At 71.9% G+C, this 20,021-nt stretch carries 21 protein-coding genes; 11 read left to right on the forward strand and 10 right to left on the reverse strand.

Annotation, left to right across the window (positions count from 1 at the left end):
- Positions 1-16 precede the first annotated feature (16 nt).
- Positions 17-1,516: a sensor histidine kinase gene (locus tag FCL41_RS11635; RefSeq protein ID WP_137067067.1), complete on the reverse strand. Its 1,500-nt coding sequence runs from the start codon at positions 1,514-1,516 to the stop codon at positions 17-19.
- A 471-nt stretch (positions 1,517-1,987) separates the two neighbouring features.
- On the opposite strand from FCL41_RS11635, the gene FCL41_RS17500 reads away from it, so the two are divergent.
- Genes FCL41_RS17500 through FCL41_RS11650 form a run of 3 tightly spaced genes read left to right on the forward strand, consistent with a single transcriptional unit; the run spans position 1,988 to position 4,588 of the window.
- On the forward strand, positions 1,988-2,500 hold the full coding sequence (locus tag FCL41_RS17500; protein ID WP_239021627.1) for a DUF2785 domain-containing protein: 513 nt from the start codon (positions 1,988-1,990) through the stop codon (positions 2,498-2,500).
- A 10-nt stretch (positions 2,501-2,510) separates the two neighbouring features.
- Positions 2,511-4,169, forward strand: coding sequence for an acetolactate synthase (locus FCL41_RS11645; RefSeq protein ID WP_137067069.1), 1,659 nt, complete (start codon positions 2,511-2,513; stop codon positions 4,167-4,169).
- Positions 4,170-4,201: 32 nt separating this feature from the next.
- Positions 4,202-4,588: a thioesterase family protein gene (locus FCL41_RS11650; protein WP_137067070.1), complete on the forward strand. Its 387-nt coding sequence runs from the start codon at positions 4,202-4,204 to the stop codon at positions 4,586-4,588.
- Between the two features lie 90 nt (positions 4,589-4,678).
- Here the strand turns inward: FCL41_RS11650 and FCL41_RS17825 are convergent, their stop codons facing one another.
- The 6 genes from FCL41_RS17825 to FCL41_RS11675 form a co-directional block, all read right to left on the reverse strand.
- A complete protein-coding gene (locus FCL41_RS17825) occupies positions 4,679-4,753 on the reverse strand; it encodes a 50S ribosomal protein bL37 (RefSeq protein ID WP_369759046.1) in 75 nt (24 codons plus the stop codon).
- Between the two features lie 102 nt (positions 4,754-4,855).
- Positions 4,856-5,116, reverse strand: coding sequence for a mycothiol system anti-sigma-R factor (gene rsrA / locus FCL41_RS11655; RefSeq protein WP_137067071.1), 261 nt, complete (start codon positions 5,114-5,116; stop codon positions 4,856-4,858).
- Complete coding sequence (locus tag FCL41_RS11660; RefSeq protein ID WP_137067072.1) at positions 5,113-5,727, reverse strand: sigma-70 family RNA polymerase sigma factor; 615 nt, start codon at positions 5,725-5,727, stop codon at positions 5,113-5,115. The genes rsrA and FCL41_RS11660 overlap by 4 nt, the downstream gene beginning before the upstream one ends.
- A gap of 66 nt (positions 5,728-5,793) precedes the next feature.
- Positions 5,794-6,453, reverse strand: a complete 660-nt coding sequence (locus tag FCL41_RS11665; protein ID WP_137067073.1) for an alpha/beta hydrolase family protein — start codon at positions 6,451-6,453, stop codon at positions 5,794-5,796.
- 10 nt (positions 6,454-6,463) lie between these two features.
- On the reverse strand, positions 6,464-7,294 hold the full coding sequence (locus FCL41_RS11670) for an SOS response-associated peptidase (RefSeq protein ID WP_137067074.1): 831 nt from the start codon (positions 7,292-7,294) through the stop codon (positions 6,464-6,466).
- Between the two features lie 40 nt (positions 7,295-7,334).
- Positions 7,335-8,009 (reverse strand): hypothetical protein, encoded by a 675-nt coding sequence (locus FCL41_RS11675; protein WP_137067075.1) that lies wholly within the window; start codon positions 8,007-8,009, stop codon positions 7,335-7,337.
- Positions 8,010-8,247: 238 nt separating this feature from the next.
- Here FCL41_RS11675 and FCL41_RS11680 point away from each other — a divergent pair, with 238 nt between their 5' ends.
- From FCL41_RS11680 to FCL41_RS11700, 5 genes are all read left to right on the forward strand, one after another.
- A complete protein-coding gene (locus FCL41_RS11680; protein ID WP_170970337.1) occupies positions 8,248-10,569 on the forward strand; it encodes a sigma-70 family RNA polymerase sigma factor in 2,322 nt (773 codons plus the stop codon).
- A gap of 9 nt (positions 10,570-10,578) precedes the next feature.
- Complete coding sequence (gene aroA, locus FCL41_RS11685) at positions 10,579-11,886, forward strand: 3-phosphoshikimate 1-carboxyvinyltransferase (RefSeq protein WP_137067077.1); 1,308 nt, start codon at positions 10,579-10,581, stop codon at positions 11,884-11,886.
- An 18-nt stretch (positions 11,887-11,904) separates the two neighbouring features.
- Positions 11,905-12,897: a ribosome small subunit-dependent GTPase A gene (gene rsgA, locus FCL41_RS11690; protein WP_137067078.1), complete on the forward strand. Its 993-nt coding sequence runs from the start codon at positions 11,905-11,907 to the stop codon at positions 12,895-12,897.
- Between the two features lie 29 nt (positions 12,898-12,926).
- A complete protein-coding gene (gene hisN / locus FCL41_RS11695; protein WP_137067079.1) occupies positions 12,927-13,811 on the forward strand; it encodes a histidinol-phosphatase in 885 nt (294 codons plus the stop codon).
- Positions 13,812-13,930: 119 nt separating this feature from the next.
- Positions 13,931-14,362, forward strand: coding sequence for a CBS domain-containing protein (locus tag FCL41_RS11700; protein WP_137067080.1), 432 nt, complete (start codon positions 13,931-13,933; stop codon positions 14,360-14,362).
- A gap of 69 nt (positions 14,363-14,431) precedes the next feature.
- Here the strand turns inward: FCL41_RS11700 and FCL41_RS11705 are convergent, their stop codons facing one another.
- Positions 14,432-15,808 (reverse strand): TrpB-like pyridoxal phosphate-dependent enzyme, encoded by a 1,377-nt coding sequence (locus tag FCL41_RS11705; protein WP_137067081.1) that lies wholly within the window; start codon positions 15,806-15,808, stop codon positions 14,432-14,434.
- Positions 15,809-15,945: 137 nt separating this feature from the next.
- Between FCL41_RS11705 and FCL41_RS11710 the strand changes: the two genes are divergently transcribed.
- The gene (locus FCL41_RS11710; protein ID WP_137067082.1) at positions 15,946-16,314 is read left to right on the forward strand and encodes an FKBP-type peptidyl-prolyl cis-trans isomerase; all 369 of its coding nucleotides are present in this window, start codon (positions 15,946-15,948) and stop codon (positions 16,312-16,314) included.
- A gap of 68 nt (positions 16,315-16,382) precedes the next feature.
- Here the strand turns inward: FCL41_RS11710 and FCL41_RS11715 are convergent, their stop codons facing one another.
- Both FCL41_RS11715 and FCL41_RS11720 read right to left on the reverse strand, forming a co-directional pair.
- The gene (locus tag FCL41_RS11715; protein WP_212723207.1) at positions 16,383-16,616 is read right to left on the reverse strand and encodes an RNA-binding S4 domain-containing protein; all 234 of its coding nucleotides are present in this window, start codon (positions 16,614-16,616) and stop codon (positions 16,383-16,385) included.
- A 68-nt stretch (positions 16,617-16,684) separates the two neighbouring features.
- Positions 16,685-17,977 (reverse strand): DUF445 domain-containing protein, encoded by a 1,293-nt coding sequence (locus FCL41_RS11720; RefSeq protein ID WP_137067084.1) that lies wholly within the window; start codon positions 17,975-17,977, stop codon positions 16,685-16,687.
- Between the two features lie 38 nt (positions 17,978-18,015).
- On the opposite strand from FCL41_RS11720, the gene FCL41_RS11725 reads away from it, so the two are divergent.
- Positions 18,016-18,411, forward strand: coding sequence for an FAD synthase family protein (locus FCL41_RS11725; RefSeq protein WP_170970338.1), 396 nt, complete (start codon positions 18,016-18,018; stop codon positions 18,409-18,411).
- Complete coding sequence (locus FCL41_RS11730; RefSeq protein WP_137067086.1) at positions 18,408-20,012, forward strand: MXAN_6640 family putative metalloprotease; 1,605 nt, start codon at positions 18,408-18,410, stop codon at positions 20,010-20,012. The genes FCL41_RS11725 and FCL41_RS11730 overlap by 4 nt, the downstream gene beginning before the upstream one ends.
- The last annotated feature ends 9 nt before the right edge of the window (positions 20,013-20,021 follow it).

Genomic DNA, 20,021 nt, shown 5'->3' on the forward strand with positions numbered 1-20,021 from the left:
CTGGACTGGGGGGAGATCAGTCGAGCGGGACGTCGATGGCGACGCGGGTCCCCCGCCCAGTGGGGGCGGCGCCCATGGTGATGCTTCCGCCGAGCTCCGACTCGACGAGGGTGCGCACGATCGACAGGCCGAGGTTGGTCGAACCGACCAGGTCGAAGCCCTCGGGCAGACCGGCGCCGTCGTCGATCACCTCGACCTCGAGCCGTCCCCGACGTTGGTGGACACGCAGCACGATGAGGCCGGGCTCCAGGGAAGGTGACCCCTCCTGGGGCTGGTCCTCGAGCGTGGGATAGCCGTGCTCGACCGCGTTCTGGAGCACCTCGGTCACCACCATGGCCAACGCGGTGGCGACCTCCGACGAGAGGTCGCCGAAGGAGCCTTCGCGACGGATCTCCACCCGGTGACCGGTCGCGCTGACGTCGCTGACCATGCGGCCCAGGCGATCGGCGATCTCGTCGAACTCCACGTGCTCGGCGACCGCTTGGCTCAGCGTCTCGTGCACGATCGCGATGGAGCCGACACGGCGTACGGCCTCCTCCAGCGCCCACTTGGCCTCCGGGACGTCGATGCGGCGTGCCTGGAGGCGTAGCAGGGCAGCCACGGTCTGGAGGTTGTTCTTCACCCGGTGGTGGATCTCCCGGATGGTGGCGTCCTTCGTCATGAGCTCGCGCTCGCGACGTCGCAGGTCGGTGACGTCGCGCAGCAGGATGAGTGCGCCGATCCGCTCGCCCTTCGGCAGCAACGGGATGGAGCGGACGATCACCGACGCCTCGTCGGTCGTCACCTCGGCCGCCCGGGGCGCTCGTCCGCCGAGGACCGCGCTCAGCGTCTCCTCGTCAGGACGTCGGCGCGGCGGGACGAGCTCGCGGGTGAGGTCCCCCAGCACGAGGCCGGTGAGGTCGCCCCGGTGGCCGAGCCGGCGGTAGACCGACAAGGCGTTGGGGCTGGCGTACGTCACGCGTCCCGCGGCGTCGACGCGCATGAAGCCGTCGCCCACCCGGGGAGCGTCGGCCTCCTCGCTGCGCTGTCCCTCCGGGGGGAAGTGGCCCTGGGAGATCATCTGCGCGAGGTCGGAGGCGGTCTGGACGTAGGCGAGCTCGAGGCGGCTCGGGGTCCGGATGCCGAGCAGGTTGGTGTTGCGCATGATCAGCGCGATCACCCGGTCGCCTCGGCGCACGGGGATCACCTCGACCCGCACCGGGACGTCGTCGCTCCACTCGGGGTCACCCTCCCTGACGAGGCGCTTCTGCTCCCACGACACGTCGAGCATCCGCCGGCGCCCGGCCGGGACGAAGGTGCCCACCACGTCGTCGACCAGGGCGGTCGGCCCCGTGGTCGGTCGCATCTGGCCGCCGGCCCAGAAGCCGCGTCCGTCCGCGTCCCGCAGCCACAGCACCAGGTCGGCGAAGGAGAGGTCGGCGATGATCTGCCAGTCGGCCATCAGCCGCGTCAGCCAGTCGACGTCCGCGTCGTCGAGGTCGGTGTGGGCACGCACCAGTTCAGTCAGGGAGGGCACGAGGGCCACCCTAGGACGTCCTGCAGCCTCTCCTGCCGGGGGCCGTCGTGGTCGGGCCGCGACCCGTGTCGTTGCGATCACGGAGTGGTCGTACCCTCCCCATCACGGGTGTTCGGCTGGCAGGATGAACGTCATGGGAGTTGGCTACTGGCGCGGGGTGGTGCGCGACGGTGCGCACGTGCCCCACGACCGCAGCTTGGGCGACCTCACCGCCGAGCTCACCACCATGCTCGGATCACCCGACCCGGAGATTCGTGACGGCCTCGCACTGCAGGTGATGACCGTGTGGATCGGACGTGGCGTCTACGACGACCTCCTGGTGGGGCTCGGCGACGGCATGGTCGCCGGCCTGCGCGTGGGGATCGGCGAGACCGGCACCCCCACCGTCTTCCGACGCAGCTGGTCGGCCCGCGTCATCGCCCACGTCCTGCGCCGTGACAACGACGAGCACCTGCTCCGGCGACGACGTGCTTGCGGTGGGGCGACCTGCTCACCACGTGGCTGCTGCGCGAGCAGGACCTCCGCGGCTGGATCCCCGAGCAGGGCACCGCGCGCGCCGTGGCCCACGGCGCCGACGCGCTCGCCGCGCTGGCCGGGTCGCGCCACCTGGGGGCGATGGAGCTCACGGTGCTCCTCGACGTCATCGGCGACCGCTTGGTGCGCCCCACCCCCCTCGACCACGGCGAGACCGACCACCTGGCCGCCGCCACGATGCAGGTCCTGATGCGCGAGCGCGTCCCGTTCGACGTCCTCGAGCGCTGGGTCGCCCGGGTGGGCGCTGCGGCCGACCCCGACGACGTACCTCCGTCGGCCGATCCGTGGCTGCGCACCCGCAACGCCCAGGAGTTCCTGAGGGCCCTTCAACTGCAGCTGCTGCTCGGGCCGCACCGCCCGGCCACCCGCGCCGACCTCCTCCTGGCCCTCCACGACGCCCTGCGCACCAGCAACGGACAGCACCTCCCCAGAATGGTGACCGGCAAGTAACCTGCGTCACATGACCGACGAGACGACCACCGGCCACGCCGGCGAGCTGGCGGTGACCGCGGCCCGGGCCCATGGCGTGACCACGATGTTCACCCTCTCGGGTGCCCACGTCTTTCCCATGTACGACGGCGCGGTGAAGGCCGATCCGCCGATGCGCCTGGTCGACGTCCGGCACGAGCAGACCGCTGCCTTCGCCGCCGAAGCCACGGGCAAGCTGACGCGCGTCCCGGGGCTGGCCGTGCTCACCGCCGGCCCCGGCGTCACCAACGGCATCAGCGCGATCGCGCAGGCACAGTTCAACGGCTCGCCCATGGTGGTCGTCGGTGGCCGCGCGCCGCAGAACCGGTGGGGCACCGGCAGCCTCCAGGAGCTGGACCAGCCGCCCCTGGTCGCACCGGTCGCGAAGGACGCGCGCACGCTCCCCCTCGCGGCCGACGTCCTGGACGGCGTCGACACAGCCTTCCGCACCGCCGGCAGCTCACACCGCGGACCGGTCTTCGTCGACGTGCCCATGGACGAGTTCTTCACCAGCGCCAGCGGCCCCACCCCGACGGGCGAGCGGGTCACCCCGATCGAGCCGGACCAGGACGCCCTCGCCAAGATCGCCTCGCTGCTGGCCGGCGCCCGCCGCCCTGTCCTGGTGCTCGGCACCGACGTGTGGGCCGACCACGCCGAGGAGGCCGCGCTGCGCCTCACCGAGTCACTCGGCATCCCGACCCTGACCAACGGCATGGGCCGCGGCGTCCTGCCCGGGGGGCATCCCCTCCTCGTGACGAAGGCCCGCGGTCAGGCCCTCGGCACGGCAGACCTGGTCGTCGTCGTCGGCACGCCGCTGGACTTCCGACTCGGCTACGGCGCCTTCGGTGGCAAGGACGGCGCGCCGCCCGCCGAGGTCGTGCACGTGGCCGACTCCCCGGGTCAGGTCTCCGGGCACGCCACGCTGGCCGGGTCGGTCGCGGGCGACCTGACGCTGGCCCTGGACGGCATCGCCGACGAGTTCGAACGTGGCGGACGGCGTCCGGACTGGTCCGCGTGGACGCAGAGCCTGCAGGACACTGTCGCGGCGGCCACGGCGCGCGACCACACCCTGCTGACCGCCGAGGCCGACCCCATCCACCCGGCGCGCATTTACGGCGAGCTCGTCCCCCGGCTGGCTGACGACGCCGTGGTGGTGGGAGACGGCGGCGACTTCGTCAGCTTTGCCGGCAAGTTCGTGGAGCCGAAGCGGCCCGGTGGCTGGCTCGACCCCGGCCCGTACGGCTGCCTGGGCGCCGGCCTGGGTGCTGCGATCGCCGCGCGCATCGCCCGCCCCTCGGCCCAGGTCACCCTCCTGCTGGGCGACGGCGCCGCCGGCTTCTCCCTGATGGACGTGGACACGCTCGTGCGCCACGACCTCCCCGTCGTCATGGTGATGGGCAACAACTCCGCCTGGGGCCTGGAGAAGGGCCCGATGCAGATGCTGTACGGCTACGACGTCGCCGCCGACCTCGCCCCCCGTACCCGTTACGACGACGTGGTGAAGGCGCTCGGAGGCGCCGGCGAGACCGTGAGCGACCCCCAGCAGATCGGCCCCGCCCTCGACCGCGCGTACGCCTCGGGGGTGCCCTACCTGGTCAACGTCATCACCGACGTCGACGCCGCCTACCCCCGCGCCACGTTCGGCATCTGACCCGGCCACCGGCCGCCAGCACAGGAGAAGAGATGGACGCCCCCACCACCCACACCCGACGCTTCACCGTTGCGGAGGAAGACACGGCCGTGGCCGTGGGCAGCGGCACCCTGCGCGTCCTGGGCAGCCCCACGCTCATCGCGTGGCTGGAGATGGTGACCTGCGAGGCGGTGGCGCCGTCGCTGCCCGAGGGAGGCACCAGCGTCGGCACCCGGATCGACGTGCAGCACCTCGCCCCCAGCGCCGTGGGGCAGGTGGTCGAGGTGCAGGTCTCGACGGCGTACGTCGACGGGCGCCTGCACCGGTTCGCCGTGGGCGCGCGCAACGTGGGCCCCCAGGGTCCCGCCAAGGTGGTGGCCTCCGGCGAGATCACTCGCGTGGTGGTCGACGCCGAGAGGTTCATGGCCAGACTGGGCTGACGGCGCTGGCCGGGCTGGCCAAGGGACGGGGCCAAATGACGAGGACCCCCGGCGCCGTGAGGCTCGGGGGTCCTGGTGCTTGGTACGCGCTCAGGCGTTGGGGCGCTTGCCGTGGTTCGCGCCCTTCTTCTTACGAGCGCGGCGCTTGCGACCGGTCTTGCCCATGGTGTTCCTCCTGGATGTCAGTGAGGGTCATCTTCTCAAACTCCGGGGCGCAGAGGCGAATCGCCCTCCCCCGACGACACCCGGTGCGGCTCGTAGGAGGCCTCAGACCTCGGTGATGCGGACCTGCACCTCGCGCAGCTGGACGAGCACGCGCTCACGCAGACCCTCGGGTGCGGACTCGCTGCACGAGCGCGCGACGACCGTCTTCACCGTGCGCTGCAGGTCGTACTTCCGCAGGCAGGGACCACACTCGTCGAGGTGGCGCTTCACGGCGTCGCAGTCGGCACCGTCGAGCTCGTTGTCCAGGAAGTAGACGATGCGCTCGAGGTAGTCCGCACAGTCGTCTGAATGGTCGTGACTCATTTGTCCCCGCCCTTCGTGCTGGCGCCCCTGGGGAGCAGGTCGTTCTCGTGGACGTAGTCACTCAGCAGGTCACGCAGCTGGCGACGGCCACGGTGCAGTCGAGACATCACGGTGCCGATCGGCGTCTCCATGATCTCGGCGATCTCCTTGTAGGCGAAGCCCTCCACGTCGGCCAGGTAGACCGCCAGCCGGAACTCCTCCGGCAACTTCTGCAGCGCTGCCTTGACCTCGGAGTCGGGCAGGCGCTCGAGCGCCTCGGTCTCGGCCGACTTGAGGCCGGAGGAGGTGTGGGACTCCGCACGTGCGAGCTGCCAGTCCTCGACGTCCTCGGCCATCGACTGCTGCGGCTGCCGCTGCTTCTTCCGGTACACGTTGATGAACGTGTTGGTCAGGATGCGGTAGAGCCACGCCTTGAGGTTGGTGCCGGGCTTGAACTGGTGGAAGGAGGCGAAGGCCTTCGCGTACGTCTCCTGGACCAGGTCCTCAGCGTCGGCGGGGTTGCGGGTCATCCGCATCGCGGCCGAGTAGAGCTGGTCGAGGTACTGCATCGCGTCGCGCTCGAAGCGCTCGACGCGCTGCGCGTCAGTTTCGGCGGTGAGGGAGTCAGTCATCGAGTCCCACACTACCGTCGTGTCGTCGGTCGTCAGGGTTGCCAGCACGCCGGGCACAACACGACCTCACGCCGTTTGATTCCCCAGCGCGTCACCGGCTGCTTCACGCACCACCCACTCGAGGGTGGCCTGTACGACGATGGCGAGCGCCTCGTCCTGCTCGACGGGCGCGCGCTTGGGCACCTTGAGCGAGTGGTCGGCGTACGGGACGACGCAGAGGTCGATGTCGTCGGGGAACTCCGACGGCGCCCCCATCGTGTCGCGCTCCCCCTGCACGACCAGCGTGGTGATCTCGCTGCCGTGCAGCTCCCCGAGTCGGGACTTCTCGGGCCTGCCGGGCGGGTGGAGCGGGAAGGAGAGAGCGAGGCATCCGCTCGCCCCGATCCGGAGTGCGGTGCGCGCGGCCGAGCGAGCACCGGCCGAACGGCCCCCCACGATGAGTGGCAGTCCCTGCGGGACGTGCCCTGCCGCGGCCACGAAGGCCTCGTCCAGCGTCGAAGGGGCCGTGGCGATCTTGCGCCCGGACCGGCGCCAGGGCTGCTCGAACAGCGCCACGGTCACGCCCTGAAGGGGAAGTGCCTCGGCCAGGGCAACGAGGTCATGGGCCTCGATCCCGCCGCCGGCGCCATGACTCAGCAGGAGGACGGCGACCGGGTCATCGGCGTGGTGCACCACCAGGCGCCCCTCACCGACGGGCGTCGTGACCAGCTGTTCCTCGATCTTCATGCGCTTCCCCTCACCTCGGACCAACCTCGTCGACGTCGAACAGGGCCCCATCCTCGCCCGACCCTGCGTCGCCCGCGTCAGTGAGGGGCAGCGGCTCGACCAGCTCCGGCCCGTTGTTGCGGTGGTTGCCCACCGCGCGGGAGACCGGGTAGGCCTCGAGAAGGCCGGGAGCGGCCGGAACCAGGAGCCCTTGGACCGGCTCCACCTCGGTCAGCAACGGGTCGAGCCAGTCGTCCCAGCGCTCGCGCTCGACCATGAGGGGCATGCGGTCGTGGATGTGTCCGAGGTCGTCGGCCGCGTCAGTCGTCAGCACGGTGCACGTCCAGCGGAACCGGTCGGGGTCGTCGTCGGGCCGGTCAGGGTCACGCCAGATCTCGAAGAGGCCGGCCATGGCCAGGACGCCGCCGTCACGAGGGCGGATGAAGTAGGGCTGCTTGACCGGCTTGCCGCTCTTCGTCACCTGCGACGTCTCGTACCACTCGTAGTAGCCGTCGGCCGGCAGGAGGCAGCGTCGCTGGCGGAACGCCTTGCGGAAGGCCGGTTTCTCGGCGGCGGTCTCCATCCGGGCGTTGATCATGCGGCTGGCGATCGAGGGGTCCTTCGCCCACGACGGCACCAGGCCCCAGGTCAGCGTGCGCAGCTGGCGCTGCGGCGCGACCTCGTCACCGTCGGCACCGGTGCCGGTGCCGGTTCGGGGAGGGCGCTCCAGGACCGCGTACACCTCCTTGGTGGGGGCGACGTTGTAGTCGGCCTCCAAGGGCGCGGGCACCCGGTTGTCGACGACCTCGAACTCCTCGACGAGGTCCTCCGGGCGCCGACTCGACGCGTAGCGACCACACATGCACCCACCCTAGTGGTCGCGACGGTGCTGGCGACGGACCTCAGGAACGCGCCAGCTCGTCGAGCAGCAGGCCACTCGCGAGGTCACTCGCGGGGAGGCCCTCGATCCACACCCGGGCGTCGTACCCACTGGTGTCGACGCCCTCCACGAAGCGGCGCAGCAGTCGCGCCCTGACGCCCAACCGTGCGTCGCGCTCGGCCAGGACGGCGACGCGGTTGGCGCTGACCCGGCCGATCACCTCCTGCCCCGCGAAGACGGTGCGGACGGCCTCGCCCAGCGTCGCCATCCGCATCGCGCGGCCGATGGGGTCGCCGCTGCTCTCCCCGCCGTGCCGGTCCTGGGGAAGGTCGACGACCACCAGGGCATGGCTGTCACGCGGGTGCGGGGCGCCCTGGCGGTGGCCCCGGTAGAGCAGGGCCAGGCTGCTGCGCATGTGCGCCACGCTGGACAGCCCTGTCATCGGGTCCTCGCAGCTGATGTGGCTGACCACCGAGAGGGTGGCCTCGCTCCAGGCGCCGACCAACGTCGCGACGGCGTCGTAGGGCGGGTCGTCGCGCAGGACCGCCTGCCACGCCTGGCGCAACCCGGCGAGCGCTTCGTCCACCGAGGCGCCGTCCAGGGCGGCCTCCCGGCCCACCGCCTCGCAGGCAGCGAGCGGGCAGCGAGCCTCCGCGATCGCCTCTCCGACCGCCTCGAACCCCACGGGGAGCCCCATGGTCCCCCCGCGGGCCGAGGTCGGTGATTCACGTCCGTGCGAGGGAGCCGTGGCGCTCTGGCGCCCCCATGCGGCGAAGATCCCCATGACTCCCTCCCCTCTGACTCGAACGGCTTGCCGAAGAGACGTTCAGCACGGCGCCGCATGACGCCAAATGAGAAGTTTTCCTCGGACGAGCGCGTCGGCGCCGGGAAATCGCTACGCTGAGCGAGTCCCATCGTCCTCGGATGCGAGTGCCGTGACCTCAGCGCTGCCCTTGATCGACGAGCCCGGAGACGCCGAACTCATCTCGGCGGTCCGCGGCGGAGATCTTGATGCCTACGGACTGCTGTACGCACGACACGTCGAGGCGGCCCGGCGGCTGGCTCGTCAGCTGGCGCAACGCGCCGATGCCGAGGACCTGGTGGCCGAGGCGTTCGCGAAGGTGCTCGGCGTGCTCCAACGTGGCGGTGGCCCCGACGTCGCCTTCCGTGCCTACCTGCTGACTGCCCTGCGCAGCCTGCGGGTCGACAAGGCCCGCGCCTCCTCGAAGGTGCAGCCGACCGACGACCTAGAGCCCTTCGACCCCGGCGTGCCCTTCCGCGACACCGCCGTCGAGGGGTTCGAGAGCGCCGCCGCAGCGCGCGCGTTCGCATCGCTGCCCGAGCGCTGGCAGCTGGTGCTGTGGCACACGGAGGTCGAGGGGCAGAAGCCCGCAGACGTCGCTCCGTTGCTCGGCATGACGCCCAACTCCGTCTCAGCCCTCGCCTACCGGGCCCGGGAAGGCCTGCGACAGGCGTTCCTCAACGAGCACGCCAACGAGATCGAGGGCGACACCTGTCGCTGGGTGCACCAGACCATGGGCGCCTACATCCGCAACGGCACGTCGCGGCGCGACTCGGCCAAGGTGGAGTCGCACCTCGACGAGTGCCGCGGATGCATGGCGATCTACCTCGAGCTGACCGAGGTCAACAACAACCTGGCGGGCATCCTCGCGCCGTTGCTGCTGGGCGGGCTCGCCACGGCGTACGTCGGCTCGGCCGCCGCGGGTGGCGCCGGCGCGGCGAGCTCCTTCTCCAGCGCGGCCGGTCGCGTCCGCGACGCGGTCATGGGAAACACCGTCGCCACCGTGGCCGCCGGAGCCGCTGGGCTGGCCCTCGCCGGCGCGGCGGCTGCCGCCGTGATCATGGCGATGAATCCCACGGAGCCACCCCTCGTCGCGTCCGACCCACATAGCGCTGCCTCCGTCCTGCCCACGCCACTGCCCGGGATGCCGGAGGGGCGCGGCGGGCCGAACGGCGAGGTGCCGCTGGGAGCGGGCGGCCTGCCGTTCGGCGTGCCCTTCCCGCCCGGGGACGTCCCCGCGCCCGGAGACCAACCGCCCGGCGCGGGTGGCGTCCCCACCGACGCGCCGAATCCCGACGGCGACCCCCCGAACGACGGCCCCGGCGGGCCTGACGGCCCCGGTGGGCCTGACGGCCCCGGTGGGCCTGACGGACCCGACGGGCCCGTCCCGCCGCCGGACGAGCCCGCGCCGACTGACGGACCGTCCCAGACTGACGGGCCGGCCCCCACCACTGGCCCTTCGCCCAGCCCTTCCGACCCTGCTCCGACGCCGGGCCCGGGCACCTCACCCACGCCCGAGCCCAGCCCGACGTCCGAGCCGTCGTCACCGACGCCGACGCCTGGCCCCAGCCCCACGCCCCAGCCGAGCCCGTCGCCGGAACCCAGCCCTTCGCCGTCGCCGGAGCCCTCACCGTCTCCGTCGCCGTCCCCTTCTCCGGACCCCTCACCGTCGCCTTCTCCGGAGCCCAGCCCCACGCCGACGCCTTCCCCCAGCCCTCAGCCCAGTCCCAGCCCCACGCCGGAGCCCAGCCCGACGCCCGAGCCCAGCCCCACGCCCACGCCGACGCCGACGCCGACGCCCGAGCCAACCCCGACGCCCACGCCGACGCCTGAGCCCAGCCCGACCCCTTCACCGGACCCGTCCCCGAGCCCATCGCCAGAGCCCTCCCCGAGCCCGTCGCCTGAGCCGTCGCCCACCCCGACGCCCGAGCCCACGCCGGACCCCACCCCGACGCCCGAGCCCACGCCGGACCCCACCCCGACGCCCGAGCCCACGCCGGACCCCACCCCGACACCCGAGCCCACGCCGGACCCCACCCCGACGCCGACGCCGACGCCTGACCCCAGCCCGACACCCACGCCGACGCCCAGCCCCACCCCCGAGCCCCAGCCGGACGTGAAGCTCTCGGCGACCTCCAGCCGCGGGTTCCTCAACCACGAGGTCACCGCGACGGTCTCGGGCCTGCCCAAGGGAGCCACCGCGACGTTCACCGTGCGGGACCACGGCCTCCACCTCTACTCGACGAGCACGCCGGGTTGCTCGTCCTTCCTCGGTGGCCCGGTGCGCTGCACCCTGACCGGGACCGGAACCGACCAGGTCATCACCTTCTCGGTGGTCCGACTGGCCGGCTCCCCCGTGCTCACCCTGACCGTGGCGAGCGACGACGTCGAGGACGTCGATCTCTCCAACAACAGCCTCGACCTGCACCTGCACCGAGACTCACGCGATGACTAGGCTGGTCCGGTGAGCCTGCTCCCCGAGACCCTCGATCCCTGGCCCGCGCCGCATGCCTCGTCGCCGGTCGACCTCGTCGTCGACCTCCCCGGCAGCAAGTCACTCACCAACCGCGCCCTGATCCTGGCAGCGCTGGCCGACGGGCCCTCGGTGGTCCGCAAGGCCCTGCGTTCGCGCGACACCCTGCTCATGGCCGCAGCCTTGCGAAGCCTCGGCGCCCACGTCGACACCGAGGGTCCCGACTGGCACGTCACGCCCGCCGCCTTCAGCGGCCAGGCGAAGGACGGGGAGCGTGCCGTCGACTGCGGGTTGGCCGGCACGGTCATGCGGTTCGTGCCGCCCGTCGCGGCGCTGGCCCCGGGTTCCACGTCCTTCGACGGCGACCCGCACATGCGCAACCGCCCCGTCGGCGAGATGCTGACGGCGCTGCGAGCGCTCGGCGTACGCGTCGAGGACGGTGACCGGGGCGGGCTGCCGTTCGAGGTCCACGGCACCGGTCGGGTCCGGGGCGGCCGGGTCGTCCTGGATGCCTCCGCGTCGAGCCAGTTCGTCTCCGCGCTGCTGCTGGTCGGGGCCAGGTTCGACGAAGGGGTCGAGGTCGTCCACCAGGGCGCTCCCGTCCCCTCACTCCCCCACATCGACATGACGGTCCAGCTCCTGCGCCAGCACGGCGTCCAGGTCGACGACTCGGTCCCCGACCGGTGGGCGGTCGCCCCCGGCCCGATCCGTGCCCGCGACCACCTCGTGGAGCCCGACCTCTCCAACGCTGCTCCGTTCCTCGCCCTGGCTGCGGTCTCGCAGGGACGCGTCGTGGTGCGCGACTGGCCCCGCGCCACCACCCAGGCGGGGGCGGCCATGGCGCAGATCCTCGAACGGATGGGCTGCGAGGTCGGGTTCGTCGAGGAGGGCCTGGCGGTCACGGGTCCCGCGCGGTTGCGTGGCATCGACGAGGACCTGCACGACGTGGGTGAGCTGACGCCGGCCGTCGCCGCCCTGTGCGCCCTCGCGGAGACTCCTTCCCGGTTGACGGGGATCGCGCACATCCGCGGACACGAGACCGACCGCCTGACCGCTCTCGCCACCGAGATCAACGGTCTCGGCGGCCGGGTCACCGAGCTCCCCGACGGGATCGAGATCCACCCCTCCCCCCTCCGCCCCGGCATCTTCCACACCTACGCCGACCACCGCATGGCCCACGCCGGCGTGATCCTGGCGGCAGCGGTCGAGGGCGTCGAGGTGGAGGACATCGCGACCACGTCGAAGACGTTCCCCGACTTCGCCTCCGTCTGGTCCGGCCTCTGGGCCGCTCGGGTCTGAGGGCGGGTCCACGAGACGATGAGCCACCGCTACGACGAGACCGACCACGAGAGCTACGAGCGACCCCGTCGGCGTACGCGCCCGCGCACCAAGGACCGTCCGAGCTACGACGACGCGGTGGACGCCAGGGTCATCACCGTCGACCGCGGTCGCTTCACCCTGGACGTCGACGGCCATCGGGTGATGGCGATGAAGTCACGCCCGATCGGCCGCAAGGGGGTCGTGGTCGGCGACCGCGTGCGCGTCGTCGGAGACGTGTCGGGCCGCGACGGCAGCCTCGCCCGCATCGTCGAGGTGACCGAGCGCACGACCGTGCTGCGCCGCACCGCCGACGACGACGACCCGGTCGAGCGCGTGATCGTCTCCAACGCCGACCAGCTGGTCGTCGTGACCGCACTCGCCGACCCGGAGCCCCGCCCCCGACTCATCGACCGCGCGCTCGTCGCGGCGTACGACGCCGGCATGGCGCCGCTGCTCTGCCTGACGAAGGCGGACCTGGCCGATCCCGAGCCGTTGCTGCGGACCTACCGCTCCCTCGGCGTGCCGTGGGTGGTCACGCAGCGTGGCGACGACCTGTCGGAGGTCCGTGCTGCCCTGCAGGGGCACACCAGCGTGCTCGTGGGTCACAGCGGCGTGGGCAAGTCGACCTTGGTCAACGCCCTGGTGCCCGACGCCCACCGCGAGGTCGGACACGTCAACGCGGTCACCGGACGAGGGCGCCACACCTCCACCTCGGCCTACCTCCTCGCGCTGCCCGACCACGCCGGGTGGATCATCGACACCCCCGGCATCCGCTCGTTCGGCCTGGCCCACGTGCAGCCCGAGCGACTCATCGAGGCCTTTCCCGACCTCGACGAGATGACCGAGGAGTGCCCCCGAGGGTGCACCCACGGGGAGGGCGAGCCGGAGTGCGAGCTCGACGAGGCGCTCGCCGCCGGCACCGCCGACCCGGACCGCGTCGAGTCCTTCCGCCGCCTCCTCGCCGCGCGCGAGGGCGGGCAGGAGTACTGAGAGCCAGCCGCAGCATCTAGCCTTGCCCCATGTCGATCTCCGGCTCCGGCTCCTCTGACTACACCGACGACCTGCGACTCGCCCACGTGCTGGCCGACGACGCGGACTCCCTGACGACGTCGCGCTTCAAGGCGATCGACCTCCACGTCATGAGCAAGCCCGACCTGACGCCCGTCACCGACGCCGACCGCGACGTGGAGGAGGGCATCCGCCGCACGCTGTCGAAGACCCGCTCCCGCGACGCGATCCTCGGCGAGGAGCAGGGCTCGACCGGCCACAGCCAACGCCAGTGGATCATCGACCCCATCGACGGCACCAAGAACTTCGTGCGGGGCGTCCCGGTCTGGGCCACCCTGATCGCGCTGGTGGTCGACGGCGAGGTCGTCGTCGGCGTCGTCTCGGCCCCCCAGCTGCAGCGTCGGTGGTGGGCCTCGAAGGGCGGCGGCGCCTGGACCGGCAAGAACCTGCTCAAGGGCCAGCGGATCGAGGTCTCCGACGTACGTCGCCTCGAGGACGCCTCCTTCTCCTACAGCTCGCTGTCGGGCTGGGAGGAGCGCGAGCAGCTCGACGCCTTCATCCAGCTCTCCCGTCGGGTGTGGCGCACCCGCGCCTACGGCGACTTCTGGTCCTACATGCTGCTGGCCGAGGGCGCCGTCGACATCGCCGCCGAGCCGGAGCTCGAGCTCTACGACATGGCCGCGCTGGACATCATCGTGCGCGAGGCAGGTGGCCGCTTCACCTCCCTCGCCGGCGACGACGGCCCCTGGGGAGGCAACGCGGTGGCCACCAACGGCCACCTGCACGACGCGGCGCTGGCCTTCCTGGGCAGCTCCGAGCACGACGGCAGTGACCCCGACCAGCAGTCCCGTGGGGCCGGCTCGGTGACTGAGCTCCGTCGACGCCCCACCTCCTGACCCGAGGCGGCACGCACGCTCACGGCCACACCGGCCACCACCGGATCGTTGCCACCCCTGTTCAGGACCGCCGCGGGGCACTACGGTGACCGCAAAGGTTCCTGGACAGGAGGAGAGCCATGAGAGTCAACGACGTGCTCAAGGGCAAGCAGATCCAGGAGATCGTGACGATCACGCCCGACGCCACGGTCGCCGACCTGGTCGCGCTGATGGCGCAGCACAACGTCGGTGCCGTCATCGTGAGCAGCGACGGCGCGGCCCTGGACGGGATCGTCAGTGAGCGCGACGTCGTCCGCCACCTGGGCGACGACAGCGGCATCCTGGATCGGACCGTCTCCACGATCATGACCGCCGAGGTCCACACGTGCGAGGGCACCGACGACGTCACCGAGCTCATGCAGCTGATGACCGACCGGCGCATCCGGCACGTCCCGGCGCTCACCGACGGCGCACTGACCGGCGTGGTCAGCATCGGTGACGTGGTGAAGAGCCGCATCGGGGAGCTGGAGTTCGAGCGCGACCAGCTCAGCCAGTACGTCCACACGTCCTGAAGGCCCACCCGCAAGCCACGACGCACGAGGCCCTCGCGCCGCGCGGGAGGGCCCCGTGGTCGATCAGGGTCAGGCGTGGATCTGCGACTCGTCCACCTGCGGCAGGGTGGCCAGCGACGCCTCGAGCTCGGCGTCCGAGAGCAGTGAGTCGCCGCTCAGGTTGCCCTTGAGGTAGGAGTCGAAGGCGCCCAGCTCGAGCAACCCGTAGCCGGACAGGCCGACGACGATCACCGGCTCGGTGCCCGCCTCGTCGGCGGCCAGCGCCTCCCGGCGGGCCTGGGCCAGCGCGTGCGACGACTCCGGTGCGGCGACGATGCCCTGCGTACGTGCGAACTCGACCGCGGCGGCGAAGCACTCGTCCTGGTCGAGGGCGACCGCTTCGACGAGCCCTTCGTGCACCACGTGGCTGACCAGCGGAGCCATGCCGTGGTAGCGCAGGCCGCCGGCGTGGATCGGGGACGGCACGAAGTCGTGGCCCAGGGTGTACATCTTCATCAGGGGCGTCAGGCCGGCCGTGTCACCGAAGTCGTAGGCGTAGGTCCCCCGCGTCATCGTCGGGCAGGACGACGGCTCGACCGCCACCAGGCGCGCAGTCTTGCCCTCGGTCAGGTTGCCCCGCAGGAAGGGGAAGACCAGCCCCGCCAGGTTGGAGCCGCCGCCGGCGCAGCCGATCACGACGTCGGCGCCGGACTCGCCGGCCTTCTCCAGCTGCAGGACAGCCTCCTGCCCGATCACGGTCTGGTGCAGCAGCACGTGGTTGAGCACCGAGCCCAGCGCGTACTTCGCCGACTCGTCCTGGGCTGCCAGCTCGACGGCTTCGGAGATCGCGATGCCCAGCGAGCCGGGGTGGCCCTCCTCGAAGGCCCGGCCCGACTCCGTCATCTGCGACGGCGAACGGTGGACGGTGCCCCCGAAGACCTCGATCAGGGTGCGTCGCTGCGGCTTGGTGTCGAAGGAGTGGCCGACCTGCCACACCTCGCAGGTCATGTCGTAGAGCGAGCAGGCGTACGCGAGCGCGGTGCCCCACTGCCCCGCGCCGGTCTCCGTGGTGAGCCGGTCGATGCCGTTGAGCTTGTTGTAGTAGGCCTGCGGCACGGCGGTGTTGACCTTGTGCGAGCCGGCCGGCGAACCGCCCTCGTACTTGACGTAGATGCGTGCCTTCGTGCCGAGCTTCTCCTCCCACTTGCGGGCTCGGATGAGCGGCGCGGGACGGTACTGGGCGTAGACCTCCTGCACCGCCTCGGGGATCTCGACGTAGCGCTCGGTGGTCACCTCCTGGGCGATCAGCTCCGGGGGGAAGAGCGCAGCCAGGTCGTCCGGACCCACGGGCTGGTGGGTGCCCGGGTGCAGCGGCGGCGGAGGGGGCGTCGGAAGGTCGGCGACGACGTTGTACCAAGAGGTCGGGCGCTCGTCGTCGGAGAGGGTGAAGGTCATGGGCAACGTCATCGGACATCTCCTGCGGTCGTGAGGGCCGGGCACGGCCCCGGCGCAGCCTACGTGGGGGCCGGCGGCGCCGTGGCCGCTGCTTAGGATGAACGTGGCGAGCACACGAGTGCCCGCACCCGCACCAACGAGAGGCAGCCATGGAGAAGCCCGAAGTCGACCCGCACATGGGTGACGCCCCCGCAGACCTGGAGATCACCGACCTCATCGAGGGCGACGGCGACGAGGCCACCTCCGGCAGCACCGTCTCCGTCCACTACGTCGGCGTGGCCCACTCCACCGGCGAGGAGTTCGACGCCAGCTACAACCGCGGCACCCCGCTCCAGTTCCGCCTCGGCATCGGCCAGGTCATCCAGGGCTGGGACACCGGCGTGCAGGGCATGAAGGTCGGCGGTCGTCGTCGCCTCGTGATCCCGCCGCACCTGGGCTACGGCCAGCGTGGCGCACCGGGCGCGATCGCCCCGAACGAGACCCTGATCTTCGTGGTGGACCTGCTCGCCGTGAAGTGAGGCGTACGTGAGCCGCCGTGCCCCACGTGGGGTGCGGCGGCTCTGTCGTCTCCGGAGGCGCCCGGCGATCACCAGGGCAGGTTGTCGACGACCTCACCGTGCACGACGCGAGCGGCCTGGCCGCCGAGCGTCACGACGTCGCCGTCGTGCAGCTGGCGACCTCGACGGGTCTCCACCTCGCCGTTGACGGCCACGGCGCCCTGCGCCACGAGCTCCTTCGCCTCTCCCCCGTGCTCGACCAGGCTCGCGAGCTTGAGGAACTGGCCGAGCCTGATGGACTCGTCGCGGATGCCCACGTCCATGGGCTCGGCTCCGGAGTCGGGGGGTGTCGTCATGGCACCAGTCTCCCACCGGGTGCCGGCGGCGCGGCTCAGTGGCCGAGCGCTTGGCTGACGGCGTGGATCAGCAGGCCGACCACTCCCCCGACGACCGTGCCGTTGATCCGGATGAACTGCAGGTCGCGGCCGACGTGCAGCTCGATCTTCTCCGCCGCCTCACGGCCGTCCCACCGCTCGATGGTGTGGGTGATCACCGCCGTCACCTCGGCGCCGTACCGCGCCACCACGAAGACCGCGGCGTCGGCCGCCATCCGGTCGAGGCGCCCGCGCAGCCCCGCGTCCGACCTCAGCAGGGTGCCGAAGTCGAGCAGCTCCACCACCGCCCGCTCCCGCAGGGCGCCGGAGGGATCACGCAACGACGTCAGGGTGGCGCGACGCAACGCGTTCCACAGGGAGACGACCGTGGAGGTGACCTGCGGGTGCTCGAGCAGTCGGTTCTTGAGGCCCTCGGCACGCGCCTGGGTGGCCGGGTCGTCCAGAAGGTCCCTGGCGAGCTGCTCCAGCATCGAGTCCAGCGCCTCGCGGGCATGGTGGCGCGGGTCGTCGCGGATGTCCTCGAGCCACTTCAGCGCCTCGGTGTGCAGCTTGGCGGTGACCACCTCGTTGAGACGCGGCGGCGTCCACCACGGCGCGCGCTCCAGCAGCACCTGGGTGAAGGTCTCGGGGTTCTCCACCAGCCACCGGTGCAGCTCGACGATCCCGAGGTCAACGAGGCCGTGGTGCACCCGGTCGTGGACGACCTCGGTCAGCAGGCTGCCGGCCAGCGGCGCGATCGGTTCGTCGCGGAACCGCGGGATCAGGGCCTGGGTGACGAAGTCGACGACGTGGTCGTCGCGCACCTTGCCCAACCCGATCGCCGCGACCTCGGACGCCTCGTCGACCACGCGCCGGGCGTGCTCCTCCTCCGCGAGCCACTCGCCGATGCGCAGCGAGATCGTGGAGGCCTCGACACGGTCGCGGATGACCTCCTCCTGCAGGAAGTTCTCCCCCACGAACTCCTCCAGCCCGCGCCCCAGGTCGTCCTTGCGCTTCGGCACCAGTGCCGTGTGCGGGATCGGCAGGCCGAGCGGGTGACGGAAGAGCGCAGTGACCGCGAACCAGTCCGCGATCGCGCCGACCATGGAGGCCTCGGCGCCGGCGTTCACGTAGCCCCACACCCCGTCGCGGCCCAACGTGGCGACGTAGACGATGGCGGCCAGGACGAGCAGGCCGACGGCGAGCGTACGCATGGTGCGCAGGCCGCGGCGTCGAGCGGCGTCGGCCTCCGGTTCCGGGGTCACGATGGAGATCGGCTTCCCCGACGAAGGCGTGGTGGTGTCAGTCATCGCCTCCATCCTGCCCTGCTCGTGAAAGGATGACGCCCATGCCACGCACCGTCCTCACGTTCGGCACCTTCGACGTCTTCCACGTCGGTCACCTGCGGATCCTCGAGCGAGCCGCCTCGCTGGGTGACCGCCTCGTGGTGGGGGTCTCCGCCGACGAGCTCAACCTGCGCAAGAAGGGGCGTACGCCGGTCTTCAGCGAGGCCGAACGCCTGGCGATCGTCAACGCCCTCAAGGTCGTCGACGACGTCTTCGTGGAGGAGAGCCTCGAGCAGAAGCGCGACTACATCCTCGAGCACCAGGCCGACGTGCTCGTGATGGGCGACGACTGGGCCGGCAAGTTCGACGAGTTCAACGACATCTGCGAGGTCGTCTACCTCGCCCGCACCCCCGCGATCTCCACGACCGCGATCATCGAACACATCGCCGAGCTGTGACGCCGGGCCCGCGGCCGGCCAGCGGCCCCGGGCGGGGACGCCCGGTCGTCGCGCGCAAGCACCCGGTCGCACTGGTCATCGGCCTGGTGGCCGCGCTCCTCGCTGCCCTCGTCGTTGCTCCGCTCGGCCCCCTCGGCGCGACTTCCGCGCTGGCCGACGCGGCGACCGACGCCCCCCGCGACGCAGCCGACGCTTCGACCGCACTCACCACGGCACGTGAGCAGGTCGCCGGCGTGGCTGCGGATCCCGACCCGGGTGCCCCCGGGACCGACCTGACCCTGACGCTGCGCGACCTCTGGCTCGCGCGCGGCGACCTCGACCGCGCCGGGCGCGCGGCCGCCTCCCGCCTCCTCTCCCGACCGACGGCCGCGACCGCTCCCGGCCAGTGGCGCTACCCCACGGGAACCACCCCGGAGCGCGTCTGCGGAGCCGACGTCTGCGTCACCCGGGTGACCACGTCACGGCACGCCGCCACCGACGCGTGGACGGCCCGCACTCTGGCGCTCGTCGAGACCACGTGGCGGCGCGTGGTGGACGACCTGGGCTACCGCGCCCCGGCCAGCGGCAGCGAGGCGGCTGCCGACGGCGAGGAGAGCACCGACGGTCGGCTCGACGTCTACCTCGCCGACCTGTCCCCGCAGGGCTACTACGGCTTCTGCGCGCCGGAGGACCTGGTGGCCGGGGAGCACGCCCGCGCCACGTCGTACTGCGTCCTGGACAACGACATGCTGGGTCTCGGCGGGCGCCCGAACGACGCCCTGGCTGCGACGGTGGCCCACGAGTTCTTCCACGCGGTGCAGTTCAACTACGACCTCTCCGAGGACACGTGGTTCATGGAGGCCTCCGCCACCTGGATGGAGGAGGTCGTCTTCGACGGCGTCAACGACAACCGGCAGTTCCTCGCCAAGGGACAGCTCGGCTCCCCCACCACGCCGCTCGACGCCGAGTCGGGGCACTACGGCAACTGGATCTTCGTGCAGTTCCTCGCCCAGCGGTTCGGTGCCCCCGCGGTCCGCCGCGTCTGGGAACGCCTCGACGCCTCCCGCGGCGCCCCTGACGAGTGGTCGCTGAAGGGCGTGCGGTCGGTGCTCGCCAGCCGCGGGGCGGCCTGGCCAGCGTTCTACTCCGACTTCACCCGCGCCAACCTCCGACCAGGACGCCACTACCGCGAGGGTGGGGCCTACCGCAGCGCGCCGGTGACCGACCGCCTCCGCCTCGGTCGGGCCCAGCGGACCGCCTCGCGCGCAGCGAGGCTGCCACACCTGTCCTCACGCACCACGCAGGTCACGGTCGGAGCACTGCCGCGTGGGCGTCGTACGTTGCGCCTCGAGGTACGGGCCACCCGCGCGACGTACGCCCGGGTCTCGGTGCTCGTGCACCGGGCCGACGGGTCGGTACGCCTGCGGCGCCTCAAGCTGGACGGTGCGGGGCGGGCCAGGGCGCGGTTCCCCGCCTCCTCCACGAAGGTGCGGCGCCTGGTCGTGCTCACCACCCACACGGCCGCCGACCACCGCCGCTGCGGCCGAAACTCCGGCTGGGCGTGCGGTGGCGACCCCGTGGGCGAGCTCGCCGTGCGCGTCACGGCACGTCTCGTGCGCTGACGCAGCCAG

It is taken from the genome of Nocardioides jishulii (genome assembly GCF_006007965.1).
Classification (GTDB): Bacteria; Actinomycetota; Actinomycetes; order Propionibacteriales; family Nocardioidaceae; genus Nocardioides; species Nocardioides jishulii.